Genomic DNA, 14041 nt, shown 5'->3' on the forward strand with positions numbered 1-14041 from the left:
GGCGAATAGGGACTTTCCATGTACATCGGCCAAGCCGCGCAGCGCTCCGGAACCACGATCAAGAGCATCCGCCATTACGAGTCGATCGGCCTGCTGCCTGCCGCTCAGCGGTTGGGGAAATACCGCGTCTACGACCAGCAAAGCGTTGACCTGCTGATCTTCATCAAGTGCGCGCAGCAGCTGGGTTTCAGGCTCAAGGAATTGCAGTCGATCTTCGCCGGACATCAAGGGCCGCAAATGCCGTGGGAATTGGCCCATCAGGTCATCGCCGCCAAGAAGCAGGAAATCAGCGAGCGGATCGCTGCACTGTCGCAACAGCATTCGCAATTGGTCGAGTTCGAAGCCAGCCTCGAACAGAGCCAGGGCGATTGCCCGCTGAACAGTGTTTGAGGGCAATGCGCGTTTCTGGACAGCTCAATGTCGAGCACAGACAACTGACCGGTGGACGGGCGCTATAGGGTGCGACTTCAGTTCTCTAGTCCACTGCCCCGGAGTCCACATGACCGCACCTATTACCGTTCTTCGCGATACCCACCCACTGCCGGTGCTCGACGCCTGCAAATGGGAAAAACTCGAAGGCGACCCGCACACCGTCAATCTCAACGCCTACACCAGCGAAGACGGCAGCAAAATCATGGGCACCTGGATCTGCACGCCGGGCAAGTGGTATGTGGAATACGTGAAGTGGGAATACTGCGATTTCCGCGAGGGGTACTGCATCATCACCCCAGAAGGAAAGGAGCCGATCCATCTGCGCGCCGGTGATATTTTTGTCATCGAGCCGGGCATGAAAGGTACGTGGGAAGTGGTTGAAACCGTGCGCAAGTATTTCGTGTTTGCCTGATGCAAAAAAACCGGGAGATCATCCGACGTGATTTCCCGGTAAATGTCGATAGGAACATGCAGCCATTGTGGGAGCGAGCTTGCTCCCACAGGTTTTATTGCGGTTTGCGATAGCTGTTGATGATCGCCGAGAAGTCCTTGCCACCTTCCCCACGCTGGCTCATCGCCTGATACAACTGCTGGGCCACCGCGCCGAGCACCACCGGTTGGTGCGCCTGACGTGCCGCCTCAGTAGCCAGCCCCAGATCCTTGAGCATCAGTTCGGCACCGAAACCGCCGGTATAACCGCGCGAGGCCGGCGCCGTTTCGACGATGCCCGGCCACGGGTTGTACATCTCCGAACTCCAGCAACGGCCGGTGGAACTGTTGATGATCCCGGCCAACACCGTTGTGTCGATCCCGAGAGCATCACCCAGCGCCATGGCTTCGCTGACACCGACCATGGAGATCGCCAGCAGCAGGTTGTTGCAGATCTTGGCGATTTGCCCGGTGCCGACTTCGCCGCAATGGACGATGTTGCGGCCCATCTGCGCCAATACCGGTTGCAGGGTGGCGAACAGCTCAGGGGTAGCGCCGACCATAAACGTCAGGGTCCCGGCTGCCGCACCGCCAGTACCGCCCGACACAGGCGCATCCGCCATGACCACGCCTTGCTTGGCCGCCGCCGCGGCAACATCACGCGCCGTCTGCGGATCGATGGTGCTGCAATCGACTGCCGGCACACCCTTGCCGATCCCCGCCAGCACGCCGTCTTCACCCAGCCACACGCTGCGCACATGCACAGCGGCTGGCAGCATGGTGATCACCAGCTCTGCGCCTTGAGCGGCTTCACGTGCCGAAGCACTGATGCTGCCGCCCAGTTGCTCCAGCTCTGCCAGAACGGTTTTGTTCAGGTCGACCAGGTTCAGCGAATGGCCAGCCTTGATCAGGTTGCGCGCCATCGGCGCGCCCATGTTGCCGAGACCGATAAAAGCGATTTTCATGTCCGGCTCCTTAACGCAAGTTAATGGTGGTGTTCACACCGTCGTTGACGCTGTTGTCATCGAACCAGCGACTGGTGACCGTCTTGGTCTGAGTGTAGAACTGCACCACTTGCTTACCATACGGACCGAGGTCGCCGAGTTTGGACCCGCGCGAACCGGTGAAGCTGAAGAACGGGACCGGCACCGGAATCGGGATGTTGATGCCGACCTGGCCGACGTCGATTTCAGTCTGGAATTTACGCGCCGCCGCACCGCTTTGGGTGAACAGGCCCGTGCCGTTGCCGAACGGGTTGGCGTTGACCAGTGCGATGGCCTCATCGAGGGTATCGACTTCCAGCACCACCAGCACTGGGCCGAAGATTTCCTGGGTGTAGATCTGCATCTCGGGGGTTACGCCGGAGAACAGGGTCGGGCCGACAAAGTTGCCCTTCTCGAAGCCTGGAACGGTGATCTCGCGGCCATCCAGCTCAAGCTTGGCGCCTTCTTTGATGCCGCTCTCGATCAGATCCAGAATTCGCGCCTTGGCTTTCTTGGAAATCACTGGGCCGACATCAGTGCCCGGCTCACTGCCGGCATTCACTTTGAGTTTCTGCGCCAGCGCCTTCAGGTCTGGCAGCCATTGCTTGGCCGCGCCCACCAGCACCACCACGGAGGTGGCCATGCAGCGTTGCCCGGCCGCACCGAAACCGGCACCGACCAGCGCGTTGAGCGCTTGTTCGCGGTTGGCATCCGGCAGCACAACGGCGTGGTTCTTGGCGCCCATCATCGATTGCACGCGTTTGCCGTGTTTACCGGCCAGGTCGTAGACGTGGGTGCCGACGGCGGTCGAACCGACGAAGGAAACAGCCTTGATGTCCTTGTGGGTGCAGAGCGCATCCACCACGTCTTTACCGCCATGAACGACGTTGAGCACGCCTGCCGGAACACCGGCCTCGATCGCCAGTTCCACCAGCAGCATGGTCGACATCGGGTCCTGTTCGGACGGCTTGAGCACGAAGGTGTTGCCGCAAGCGATGGCCATCGGGAACATCCACAGCGGAATCATCGCCGGGAAGTTGAATGGCGTGATGCCGGCGCAAACGCCGATTGGCTGACGCAGGGTGTAGGTATCGACGCCGCCAGCAACGTTCTCGGCGAACTCGCCCATTTGCAGGCTGCCGATGGAGCAAGCGTGCTCGACCACTTCCAGGCCGCGGAAGATATCGCCTTCAGCGTCGGCGATGGTTTTGCCTTGTTCGTTGCTGAGCACCACGGCGATGCGCTTGGAGTGTTCGCGAATCAACGCCTGGAGCTTGAGCATGATGCGCATCCGCGCGCCGATCGGTGTCAGCTTCCAGGTCTGGAAGGCGCGATGGGCGGCGCTGATCGCGGCGTCCACTTCCTGCGCGGTCGCGAACGGTACTTTCGCCAGCACTTGCTGGGTCGCCGGGTTGACGATGTCGTGCCACTCGGTGGTCTGGGACTCGACCCACTCGCCGTCGATCAACAGCTTTACCGTTTGGACAGTGGTTTCGTTTGGCGTGAGCGATGCGTTCATGTTGGGTCTCCGGGACGTTGTTCTTATTTAGAGAGCTATCTGTGGAGCCAAGGCGAGAAAGCCACCTTGAGATGAGACGTGTGTCGCGAATTGGTTGTCGGACTGTTTTTGGAGTATAGATGTGCAAACTTCTAATAAGAACGCACATAAAAGCCGGTCCATCATGCAAAAAAACATCACGTCTCTAGGCTCGTTGAACTGGGATGACCTCAAGTTTTTCCTTGAAGTCGCCCGCACCCGCAAGGCCAGCACCGCGGCGAAGCGCCTGGCGGTCGACTACACCACCGTGTCGCGGCGCATTAGTTCGCTTGAAGCGGCGTTGGGCACTTTGCTGTTCGAGAAATCCCGGACCAGCGGTTTTGTCCTGACCGCCGAAGGCCAGCGGTTGCTGGGCTACGCTGAGTCGATTGAAAGCACGCTGCACATGGCCTGCGAGCAGGTTTCGGGCTCTGGCGTTGCCTTGTCCGGGCATGTGCGCATGGGCTGCACCGAAGGCTTCGGCAGCTTTTTCATCACCCCGCAGCTGAGCCATTTCGTCGATGCCTACCCGGCGATCTCGGTGGACATCCTGCCGCTGCCGCACTTCATCAGCTTGTCCAAGCGTGAGGCGGACATCGTCATCGCCCTGGAGCGCCCGGAGCATGGCCCGTACGTCTGCTGCAAACTCTGCGACTACAAATTACAGCTCTACGCGACGCAGGATTATCTCGACAAGCACCCACCGATCCGCCGCCCGGCTGATTTGGGTAAGCATTCATTCATTAGTTATGTCGACGATCTGGCGTTTAGTTCGGAGCTGTTGTACCTGGCAAATGTGTTGCCCGGCGCCAGCGCCAACCTGCGCAGCACCAGTGTGATTGCGCAATTCGTGGCTGCGCAGCAAGGGCGGTCGCTGGCGATTCTGCCGTGCTTCCTGGCGGCCCAGGATCCGCGATTGCTGCCGGTGTTGCCGGAAGAGATCAACATCACTCGACAGTTCTGGATGTACTGCCGCGAGGACCTGCGCAAACTCAAGCGGATCACCCTGTTGTGGGATTACATCCGCGCGGTCACTGAGCAGAATCAGGGTTTGTTGATGGGTGAAAGTCGGGACATGCTGTTCGCCGATTAGTCGGCGCCCAATTCCAGCATCAACCCGCTCAAGCGCTTGACCTTGCGCCGCACTGCCTCTTCGAATACGCCGGAACGAGGCTCGATCAGGGTGAACCAGTTTTTGGCCCGGGTAATTCCGGTATAGATCAGTTCCTTGGTGAGTACTGGGTTCAGGGCATCCGGCAGAATCAACGCCGTATGGGCAAATTCCGAGCCCTGGGATTTGTGCACCGTCATCGCATACACGGTTTCGACATCGTTGAGCCGGCTCGGCAGAACAAATCGTACGCCGCCCTGACCATCGTTGCGCGGGAACGCTACACGCAGCACCTGCTTCCCAACCTCTGGCCCCTCGCGTTCCGGCAACTTGAGGGCAATGCCGATGTCGCCGTTCATCAACCCCAGACCGTAATCGTTGCGAGTCATCAGCACTGGCCGACCTTCGTACCACTGCTGGTCGCTGTCGATCAGCCGAGCCTTGAGCAGCGCGGCGGTCACGCGTTGATTCAAACCTTCCACGCCCCACGGCCCTTTACGTACAGCGCACAACAACTGGAAGGCGTCGAAGGCTTGCAACACCTGCCGAGCCCAATCGGTCCAGCAGGGATCATCAAGCGTGCTGTCGAGCGGTGGTCGCAAGCTGCGCAAGAGACTCAGGTAATGCCGATAACCCTGCGGTCCATCGCCATGCCCCTCAAGCAGCAAGCGCTCCAGCGTCCGGTCCTGCTCCCCCTTGAGGGACAGGGAAAACACGTCGTCATGGCTTCGAGCCGCCAACAACTTGCGGGCTTCCTCGGGTTGCTGCTGGTTGACCCAACGAGCCAGTTGACCGATACCGCTGCCCTCGCCGAACCGGCGTGAATGACGCAGCATCACAACCTGCTGGGCCAGGGGATGAGTCCCTTGGGTGTCTTCCTGCAAACCGCTGGCATCCAGACTTTCACCACTGACCGCTTCCAGCCACCGGCGCGTCTGTGGGCTGTACCAACCGGCCTCGGCGTCGCGGCACAGGTCGCCCAGCACGGCACCGGCCTCCACCGATGCCAGTTGATCCTTGTCACCGAGCAGCACCAGACGGGCATGGGCCGGCAACGCATCGAGCAGGTTGGCCATCATCTCCAGATCGATCATCGAGGCTTCGTCCACCACCAAGACATCCAGCGGCAAGCGATTACCGGCGTGGTGACGGAAGTGTCGAGTACCGGGGCGACTGCCGAGCAGACGGTGCACGGTGGTGACGTCTGACGGGATCTTCACTCGGACGGCCTCATCGACTTCCAGAGTCCTGACCTGCTGACTGATGGACTCCGTCAGTCGGGCTGCAGCCTTGCCGGTGGGTGCCGCGAGACGAATACGCAACGGCTTCCCCGCCTCCACGGCCGGCGCCTGGAGCAACGCCAGCAAACGCACGACCGTCGTCGTCTTGCCGGTCCCCGGGCCACCGGTAACGATGCTGAATGCGCTGCGGGTGGCGAGGGCACAGGCGAGTTTCTGCCAGTCAATCACTTCGCCGGGCCTGGCTGGACCGAACAAGCTGGTGAGGCGCTGGGACAAATCATCCGGCGTGGTTTCGTGTTCCACCAGGCGTTGGCGCAGCGAGGTGTCGATACGCCGTTCGTAAGCCCAGTAGCGGCGCAAGTACAGGCGTTTGCCCGATAACACCAATGGCCGATGCTGCGCCGCCTCGCGGCCGTCGACCGCCAAAGCGACCAGGTTGCTGGAGGCCAGGACCTTGCACCAATGGGCACCGTCCAGCGCCTCAAGCAATTGCGACGGCAGCAACATCGCACCACTTTGCACATCACCTTCCGGTGGCAGCGACAGGGCGAAGTCCGGTTCCTTGAGCGTCTCGAACACATCCAGGCACACATGACCGTGGCCCAGTTGATGGCTGGCCAACGCGGCGGCGAGCAGCACCAGTGGATCATCGCCGGGAGCGAGTTCATGAAGAAAAGCGACGAAGGCTTTGTCCAGCGCTCGCAGCCAGCCGCGCTCAACCCAGCGCGTCAACAACAGCAGCAAGTCATCGGCGCGACTCAACGGCGCCAGATCCGCCAGGCTTTCGGCTGTCAACGAAGTGGGCAGCAAATCAGCGAAGGTGCGACTCATAACAAAACTCCCTGTTCCCAGGCGGGCTCGGCCTTGGGTTCTGGCTTGCCCTGGAACAACCGGTCCAGACGTTCGATCAGCTCTCTTGGAGGACGGGCGAAATACACGCCCTGGCTGGACGCGCGCGTACCGCGCAGGAACAGGTACAGCGCACCACCGACATGCCGGTCGTAATCGTAATCGGCAAGTCGCGCCTTGAGCTGGCGATGCAGGGCCAACAGGTACAGCACGTATTGCAGGTCGTAACGGTTGTCGAGAATCGACTGCTCCATGGCCTGCTCGGTGTAGGCCGCGTCATCGACGCCCAGCCAGTTGGATTTGTAGTCGGCGACGTAGTAGCGGCCGTCGTGCTCGAATGTCAGGTCGATGAAACCTTTGAACATGCCATTGAGCAACACCGGCTCGGCAGCCACTCGGGCCACGCCGTTGTGGGTGTATTGACGCACCAGTTCATCGAGCTTGAGCACATCGACCTTATGACTGGCGAACCAGAACTCCATCTCGACCCGGTATTGGGTGAGCTGCTCGAACACCACGGGGGCCTGCCCGCCGCCGAAATGCAGCGGGGACGTCAGCAGATGCTGCAGCCAGTCGCTCAGGGCGGTGATCCAGCCCTCCCAACCACGACGGTTGCAGCGACGGGCAATGGCATCTTCCACAGCTTGCGGGTTGGCGGCAAAACCTTCGTCACCGGCCCATTCGAGCAAACCATGGAGAAAGGTGCCGGGGTTCGGGCCACGAGGGAATCGATGGATATCCGCGCCGCCGGCCACCACTTCTCGTGGTGCTTGCGGATCGAGGCGCTCGTCGTCGAAGAGCTTTTGCGCTTGCGGGCTCTCCGGCGCTTCATCAGTGCCCACGCTCATGCTGTCGCCAATGCGCAGGGCACTGTAGGACGCAATCCACCAGTTTTCGCTGGCCTTGCGTTTGGGTATCAGCGGAGCAAGCAACGTCGCATCGTTGTGCGGCGGATGGTAGTGCTCGACGGTCGCTTCAGGCATTTCACCGTAGCTCAGCGCAGGACAGTCCTGCTGCAGGTCTTCCAGCCACCGCTTCAAACCTGCCGACTCGGCCAATGATGCTCCGCCGCCCAGCAGATAACCCAATGCTGAAAGATGCAGCACCGAGCTGTTGTTATTGCCGCGTTTGAGATCCGTCACTCCAAGCCAGCAGGCGTGTTGCGCCCGGGTCAGGGCTACGTAAAGCAAGCGCAGATCCTCGGCAAGACGCTCATCATCCGCCTGAACAATCAACTCGGCTGTCGGCCTCAAGGTCACTTGGGCCTTGCCCGTGGCGTCGTGGTAATGCAACGGCAGACGGCTGCCATCCACCGGCTTCGCCGAGCAAATGAACGGCAGGAACACCAAGGGATACTCAAGCCCCTTGGACTTGTGAATGGTCACGACTTTGACCAGTTGTTCGTCGCTCTCCAGACGCAGGATCTGCTCTTCGCCGGCCTGCCCGGACAACGCCAGATGCTCGGACAAATGACGGATCAGCGCTTGCTCACCATCGAGTTCGGCGGCCGCCTGTTGCAGCAATTCGGACAGGTGCAGCAAATTGGTCAGCACCCGCTCGCCGTCACTGCGCGTGAACAATGTCTGAGGCAGCTGGAAGTCATGCAGCAATCGCCGCAGCATGGGCAACACGCCCTGTTTGCGCCAGAGCTCGCGATAGCTGCGGAACTGCATGACCCGCGCTTCCCAGGCCAGTTCGTCCTGATTGAGCCGTTCCAGTTCAGCCAGCGACAGGTTCAGCGTGATGCAGGCCAACGCGGCTCGCAGCGGGCGCTCGACATCCGGCTCGGCGCAGGCCTTGAGCCAGGTCAGCAGATCGTGGGCCTCCTGGGCGGCGAACACCGAGTCCTTGTCCGACAGATAGACGCTGCGCACGCCACGGGCGGAGAGTTCGCCACGCACAGCCTGGGCTTCTTTACCGTCGCGGACCAGGATCGCGATATCCGCTGGCAGCAGCCCTCTGAAGTCCTTGCCGTCCTGTTTGAAACCCGCGCGACCTTGTTGCCCGCCATTGAGCAAAGCGGTGATTTCACTGGCGCAGGCGGCGGCGAGTTGTTGTCGGTACACCGCGCCGGACAGCGGCTGATCGGCGGACAGCTGCCAGATGTTCAGGGCGGGCACGACTTGGCCATCAATGTGCAGAACTTCTTTGCGCCCTTGGGATTCGACGGGCAGGAACGGCACCGGGTTCTCGCCATTCTTTTCACGAAACAGGAACGCGCCTCGCCCGGTCTCGCGAGACTCGGCACGTTCGAACACATGGTTGACCGCACTGACCATGCCATGGCTGGAACGGAAATTCGTACCCAGGGTATGCAATCGGCCAGCGGTGGCCTGACGGGCGCGCAAGTAGGTGTAGATGTCGGCACCGCGGAACGCGTAGATCGCTTGCTTGGGGTCGCCGATCAGGAACAGACCGCATTCGGGATTGTTGTCTTCGATGCGATAGATGCTCTCGAAGATCCGGTACTGCACCGGGTCGGTGTCCTGGAACTCATCGATCAACGCCACCGGAAACTGCTCGCGGATCAAGGTTGCCAGCCGCTCACCGCCATCGGACTGCAACGCTGCATCGAGACGCAGCAGCATGTCATCGAAGCCCATCTCCGCACGGCGACGCTTTTCTTCCTCAAACCGTGTACCGACCCACTGGGCGGCGTGTTGCAGCACGGCGGCATCAGGTGTCGGCAATCCATCGAGACGGGCCTTGAGGCCGGGCATGGCGTCCAGCCCGGGATGACTGGGTGCTTCGCCCTTCCAGGCTTCGGCCATACCCTCCGGAGTCAGGCGTGTGAAGCCGGTGCCGATATCCAGTTGCTCAAGGGATTCGTCTTCAGCCCAGGTCCTGATCTTTTCAAACCAGGGTTCGAAATAGCGCGCCTGCATCTTGCGACCGTCGACGCTCTTGCTCGCAACACCCTGGTGACAGATGGCAAGCAATTCGTCCGCCCACTGGCGCCAGGGCATCTTGAGTTCGAGCAAGGCTGCCCGTCGCTCTTGCAGACACTCCGTGATCAGCTCGGCAGGCTCTTTACCTTCGATACTGTCTCGCTCACTGGCGAACAAACCACGCACTCGCGGCAGCAATGCTGCTGGCCCGCCCCAATTTCCGCGCACCCAGTTCAGCGCATCGCCTTGCATCGGGTAGCAAAACAGGCGCCAGTAATCGCGCAGGACTTCGCCCAGCAAATCGCTGTGATCAGTTTCCAGGGTTTGTGTAAACAGGCTGCCACTGTCGAACGCGTGTTCGCGCAACATGCGCTGGCACCAACTGTGGATAGTCGAAACTGCCGCCTCGTCCATCCACTGCGCGGCGATGTCCAAGCGGTTCGCGCACCCGGACCACTGCTCGGGAAGGTACTCCTCACGAAGCTCCGCGATAAGGCTATCGGGCGCCGGTGTTTCTTCGCGAAAAAACCGCGCAGCTTCAGCAAGACGCGTGCGGATGCGTTCGCGTAATTCTTTGGTCGCGGCATCGGTGAACGTCACAACGAGGATTTGCGGCGGCAACAGTTCACGTCCGAAGCCGCTCGACTCTGCGCCGTGCCCAAGGACCAGGCGCAGATACAGCGCGGAAATGGTGAAGGTCTTGCCGGTCCCGGCGCTCGCTTCGATCAGTTGGCTGCCGCGCAGGGGAAATGCCAAGGCCAGAGGTTTGGTGGTCATCAGCGCGCCTCCTCACTGTTCAATGAACGCCAAGGCGCTTCCAGCAGCGGCCGGTACAACGCGTTGCACCAATCCGGGAACGTTTCGTCTGCGACAAGCGTGTCGAAGTCGGCGAACTGCCGGGCGAGTGCCGGACTTTCGCGACGCTCGCCGTCGGTGGTCAGGCCATCGCCTTCATACGCCTTGCGGGCGGCGGCTTGCGCTTTGACCGGATCAGTTTGACCAAGCCATGCGAAGCCAGTCTTCACTGCAATCGGCAGCGGTTGACGCATGCCGATTTGCCAAGCCATTAACAGGTCGCCCAGAATCCGCAAGGCTGCACCCTCCTCCATAGGACCGAGTAGCAGACTGTCGTCGCTGGCCACCAACGCTGTGGTCATCGCCATACCACTGGCGCAGGCAACCAGATGATTGACCCATGGCCGTGTCAGCCGATGCCATTTGCGAGACTTGATCGCGCCGATGCTGTTGGGGATTGTAGTGACTGATAGCAAACCACCATCCGCACGTTGATGCAGGCCGCTGAGCCACCCTTCCAGGCGCAGCCCCTGCAACTCCAGATTCACTGGCAGAGCGTGGGTGAGCGGCGTTGGCCATAACGCCAAAAGCTGTTGGTAACGCTGCAACAGATCCGGTAACGGTTCGATCAACTCTCTCTGAAGGCATTCGCCGAACCCGGCCATGGGCAGAAGCCCACTGTTTTGCAGACGTTTTGCCTGTGCTTCCAGTATCTGGTCGGTGCTATCCAGATGTCCCAGCGCCGCTTCGAGCAAGCTGTCACTGAGGCTGTAACGTTGCAACGCGTCGAGTACAAATGGCTCTTCATCAGCCAAGGGCACTTCAGCCGCTTCGAAGTACACCTTCAGTCGTTGACTGAAGAAATGTCGCACAGGATTACGCAGGAAGTCCTGCAGTTGACCGAGACTCAGCGGCTCCTCCTGAACGTAGGGATCAAGGACCTCGATATCAGTCGACGGCTCACTGGTTTGATGCAGCACCTGCCATTCATTCGCGTAGCTGAACAAATCATCGCCTTCATGGAAGTAGCGGGCACTGAACGGTTGCAGTGGATGCTCCTGAGTGATGGCCTCAAGCAGATCTTTGTCGACATCATGCAGTCGCCAACCGCTGGCCAGATGATCTCGCAATTGGCCAATCAGTACCGACGCAGGGCGTTCACTGTTATCGCGAATGCTGCGACCGACCCAGCTGATATAGAGTTGGTCACGTGCCGACAACAGGGCTTCCAAAAGCAAATAGCGGTCATCTTCGCGGCGGGAGCGATCGCCAGGGCGGTAATCACTGCCCATGAGGTCGAAGTCCAGTGGCGGCTGCGCGCGCGGGTAGTCCCCGTCATTCATGCCCAGCAGGCAGACCAGTTTGAACGGGATCGCTCGCATGGGCATCAAGGTGCAGAAGTTAACCGCACCGGCCAGAAAACGCTGGGACAGGCGGCCTTGGTCAAGGCCGGCGAGCCAGGCTTCACGGACCACGGTCAACGGCAGTTCATCGTGCAAGCCGACTGACTCGCAGGTCTCAAGCCAGGTTTCACGCAGCTCTTCGAGTTGGGCCAACACGTAGTCGTCATGCTCGTTACTGGCCAGGAAAAACAACTGAACCAGCGCATGCAATCGAAAACCCCATTGTTTGGGAGCTGCGGGTTGAGAGAGTTCCTGGTGAGCAATTTCCAATGCGTCCAGCAGCGCGACCAAAGGCCCGATGAGCGCGGCATCCAGACCACCGATCTCGTCGTAGGGTTCGATACCCTCGCAAGCACTGGCACTGCCCACGGCATAACCGAGCAGCATCCGTCGCAGGCCGAAACGCCAACTGTTTTGTTCCAGCTCCTGCGGCAGACCGAGACCCGCGCGCTGCTCGGCATTCATGCCCCAGCGGATGCCTGCGCCTTCGATCCAACGGTGCAGAGTTGGCAGATCACGTTCCTCTACACCGAAGCGAGCGCGCAGTGCAGGAACGTCCAGCAGATCGAGGATCTCGCTCACGGGGAAACGGCTGTCGGGCAGTTTGAGCAGATGCTCGATAGCAATCAGCAGCGGGTCACGGCCACGTTGGCCTTGATCTGCGAGCGTGAAGGGAATGAAACGCGGATCGTGGCGTTCAAGCTGAGCAAATACCGCACGAATATGCGGTGCGTAGCTGTCGATGTCCGGGACCATCACGATCACATCGCGAGGCCTCAAATCCGGATCAGCACTGAAGCGTGCGAGCAACTGGTCGTGGAGGATCTCCACTTCGCGCTGGGCGCTATGGGCAATGTGGAAACGGATCGACTCGTCGTTTGCCGGATCGACAGCAGGCCAACGCTCGCGAGTCTCGTTCAAGGGACGCAACTCAAGAATGTCGTCCTGCAATTGATTGAGCATGTTCTGTGGCAGGCTATCGCTGAACAGGTCGATTCGGCCATCGCGGAATGCCGAGCGATAGCTGTTGGGATCGTCGTAACTGTCGAGCAGATTGATGTAGTCCCGCCCCTGCTTGCCCCACGCCGCCAGCAGTGGATGGGCGTGCTGGTGAAGGGTTTGCGGGTCGAGCACAACCGGCATTCCGCTCTTGCGAGCCTGACGCTTGTATTGATGCCGCAACAGGTCTTTATCGGCGACGATGTCTGCCCAATGGTGACGACACGGATTGTGCACGCAGAGCAGAACCTGGCTGAACCGGGCCAGCCCCGCCAGTGCTTCCAGGGCTTGAGCGGGCAGTGAGGAAATCCCGAAAACGATCACCCTTGAAGGCAATCCGCTGGGGGCGACGTCGAGGCTGTTGATGCGCTCGATAAACCGTTGATGGACGCCGGCTCGACTTTGCGCCATGCCTTGTTCACCCACATCCAGCAATAGCGCACGCCACAACTCTGCCTGCCAGCAGTTAGCCGGGGTCAGAGGTTTGGTTTCGCCTCTGCCATTCCGTAATTGATGACGACCTTCTGCCCAGTCTTCGAGCCAATCGGCCCTGTACACCTGATATTGGTCGAACAGGTCCGCCAGTCGCTCCGCCAATTGATAGCGTTTACGTAAGTCTGTGTCATTCGTAAGGAAGCGCTGCAGGGGTTCGAAGTGCGGTTGGTTGATCAACTGCGGAAGCAGACGCATCAGACGCCAGGTCAAGGGAGCTTTATCGAGCAAGGATTTGACCGGGATTTCGTCACGACCAAGCACCATGCGATAGAGCTGCCACATGAAGCTACCCGGTAACTGCACGTCGATGGCTGCTGCGATTCCGCAGCCGCCCATGTCGTCATCTTCCGGGTCTTTCGCCAGTGCCAGCTTCAACCATTGGGCGATGCCGTTGCTCTGCACCAAGGCAATTTCATTTTCCAAGGGAGCCAGCGGGTAACGCCGCATCCAGCTGACAACCAGGCCGCGCAACTCGTCCAGGCGGTTGCCGTGAACCACCATAAAACCAGCACTGAGGGACGTCGCGTCCGGCATAAAGGCTTCCTTGGGAAAATACAAAAGCTAGGGCCGAACCTTAGCATTGTCGGGAGACTGTGACAGCCGGGAGCCGTCCGGTATTGCTGTGAGAACTTTCCTGCGGGCAAAACAAAACCCCTACCTGCATACGCAGATAGGGGTTTCGGAATTTAATCTTGACGATGACCTACTCTCACATGGGGAAACCCCACACTACCATCGGCGATGCATCGTTTCACTGCTGAGTTCGGGATGGGATCAGGTGGTTCCAATGCTCTATGGTCGTCAAGAAATTCGGTAGCCAGGTCGTTTACCTTTCGGTTCACGCTCCAGCGAATGGGTATGCGATAGTTGGGTGTTTTG

At 60.1% G+C, this 14041-nt stretch carries 8 protein-coding genes and 1 rRNA gene; 3 read left to right on the plus strand and 6 right to left on the minus strand.

Annotated elements, in window-relative coordinates; translation table 11 throughout:
- The first annotated feature begins 18 nt into the window (after positions 1 to 18).
- Both ACMXYJ_RS29920 and ACMXYJ_RS29925 read left to right on the plus strand, forming a co-directional pair.
- A complete protein-coding gene (locus ACMXYJ_RS29920; RefSeq protein ID WP_415758031.1) occupies positions 19 to 390 on the plus strand; it encodes a MerR family transcriptional regulator in 372 nt (123 codons plus the stop codon).
- Positions 391 to 499: 109 nt separating this feature from the next.
- On the plus strand, positions 500 to 844 hold the full coding sequence (locus ACMXYJ_RS29925; RefSeq protein ID WP_007946320.1) for a cupin domain-containing protein: 345 nt from the start codon (positions 500 to 502) through the stop codon (positions 842 to 844).
- Positions 845 to 938: 94 nt separating this feature from the next.
- On the opposite strand, the gene mmsB is transcribed toward ACMXYJ_RS29925, so the two are convergent.
- Complete coding sequence (mmsB, locus tag ACMXYJ_RS29930; protein ID WP_415758032.1) at positions 939 to 1826, minus strand: 3-hydroxyisobutyrate dehydrogenase; 888 nt, start codon at positions 1824 to 1826, stop codon at positions 939 to 941.
- A 10-nt stretch (positions 1827 to 1836) separates the two neighbouring features.
- Complete coding sequence (locus tag ACMXYJ_RS29935) at positions 1837 to 3363, minus strand: CoA-acylating methylmalonate-semialdehyde dehydrogenase (protein ID WP_046055588.1); 1527 nt, start codon at positions 3361 to 3363, stop codon at positions 1837 to 1839.
- Between the two features lie 163 nt (positions 3364 to 3526).
- Here ACMXYJ_RS29935 and ACMXYJ_RS29940 point away from each other — a divergent pair, with 163 nt between their 5' ends.
- The gene (locus tag ACMXYJ_RS29940) at positions 3527 to 4474 is read left to right on the plus strand and encodes a LysR family transcriptional regulator (protein ID WP_415758033.1); all 948 of its coding nucleotides are present in this window, start codon (positions 3527 to 3529) and stop codon (positions 4472 to 4474) included.
- Here ACMXYJ_RS29940 and recD read toward each other — a convergent pair.
- The 4 genes from recD to rrf form a co-directional block, all read right to left on the minus strand.
- Positions 4471 to 6564, minus strand: a complete 2094-nt coding sequence (recD, locus tag ACMXYJ_RS29945; RefSeq protein ID WP_415758034.1) for an exodeoxyribonuclease V subunit alpha — start codon at positions 6562 to 6564, stop codon at positions 4471 to 4473. The two genes, ACMXYJ_RS29940 and recD, sit on opposite strands and share 4 nt — an antisense overlap.
- A complete protein-coding gene (gene recB, locus ACMXYJ_RS29950; RefSeq protein ID WP_415758035.1) occupies positions 6561 to 10247 on the minus strand; it encodes an exodeoxyribonuclease V subunit beta in 3687 nt (1228 codons plus the stop codon). Before recB ends, recD begins: the two co-directional genes overlap by 4 nt.
- Positions 10247 to 13696, minus strand: a complete 3450-nt coding sequence (gene recC, locus ACMXYJ_RS29955; protein WP_415758036.1) for an exodeoxyribonuclease V subunit gamma — start codon at positions 13694 to 13696, stop codon at positions 10247 to 10249. Before recC ends, recB begins: the two co-directional genes overlap by 1 nt.
- A 156-nt stretch (positions 13697 to 13852) precedes the next feature.
- Positions 13853 to 13968, minus strand: a 5S ribosomal RNA gene (gene rrf / locus ACMXYJ_RS29960).
- Positions 13969 to 14041 lie beyond the last annotated feature (73 nt).

It is taken from the genome of Pseudomonas arabinosi, assembly GCF_047758675.1.
GTDB classification, from domain to species: Bacteria; Pseudomonadota; Gammaproteobacteria; order Pseudomonadales; family Pseudomonadaceae; genus Aquipseudomonas; species Aquipseudomonas arabinosi.

Excerpts from the sequence above, each read along its gene's own strand:
- recB (WP_415758035.1), bottom strand. The coding sequence starts at position 10,247 with ATGACCACCAAACCTCTGGCCTTGGCATTTCCCCTGCGCGGCAGCCAA.
- ACMXYJ_RS29925 (WP_007946320.1), top strand. The coding sequence starts at position 500 with ATGACCGCACCTATTACCGTTCTTCGCGATACCCACCCACTGCCGGTG.
- recC (WP_415758036.1), bottom strand. The coding sequence starts at position 13,696 with ATGCCGGACGCGACGTCCCTCAGTGCTGGTTTTATGGTGGTTCACGGC.
- ACMXYJ_RS29935 (WP_046055588.1), bottom strand. The coding sequence starts at position 3,363 with ATGAACGCATCGCTCACGCCAAACGAAACCACTGTCCAAACGGTAAAG.
- recD (WP_415758034.1), bottom strand. The coding sequence starts at position 6,564 with ATGAGTCGCACCTTCGCTGATTTGCTGCCCACTTCGTTGACAGCCGAA.
- mmsB (WP_415758032.1), bottom strand. The coding sequence starts at position 1,826 with ATGAAAATCGCTTTTATCGGTCTCGGCAACATGGGCGCGCCGATGGCG.
- ACMXYJ_RS29920 (WP_415758031.1), top strand. The coding sequence starts at position 19 with ATGTACATCGGCCAAGCCGCGCAGCGCTCCGGAACCACGATCAAGAGC.
- ACMXYJ_RS29940 (WP_415758033.1), top strand. The coding sequence starts at position 3,527 with ATGCAAAAAAACATCACGTCTCTAGGCTCGTTGAACTGGGATGACCTC.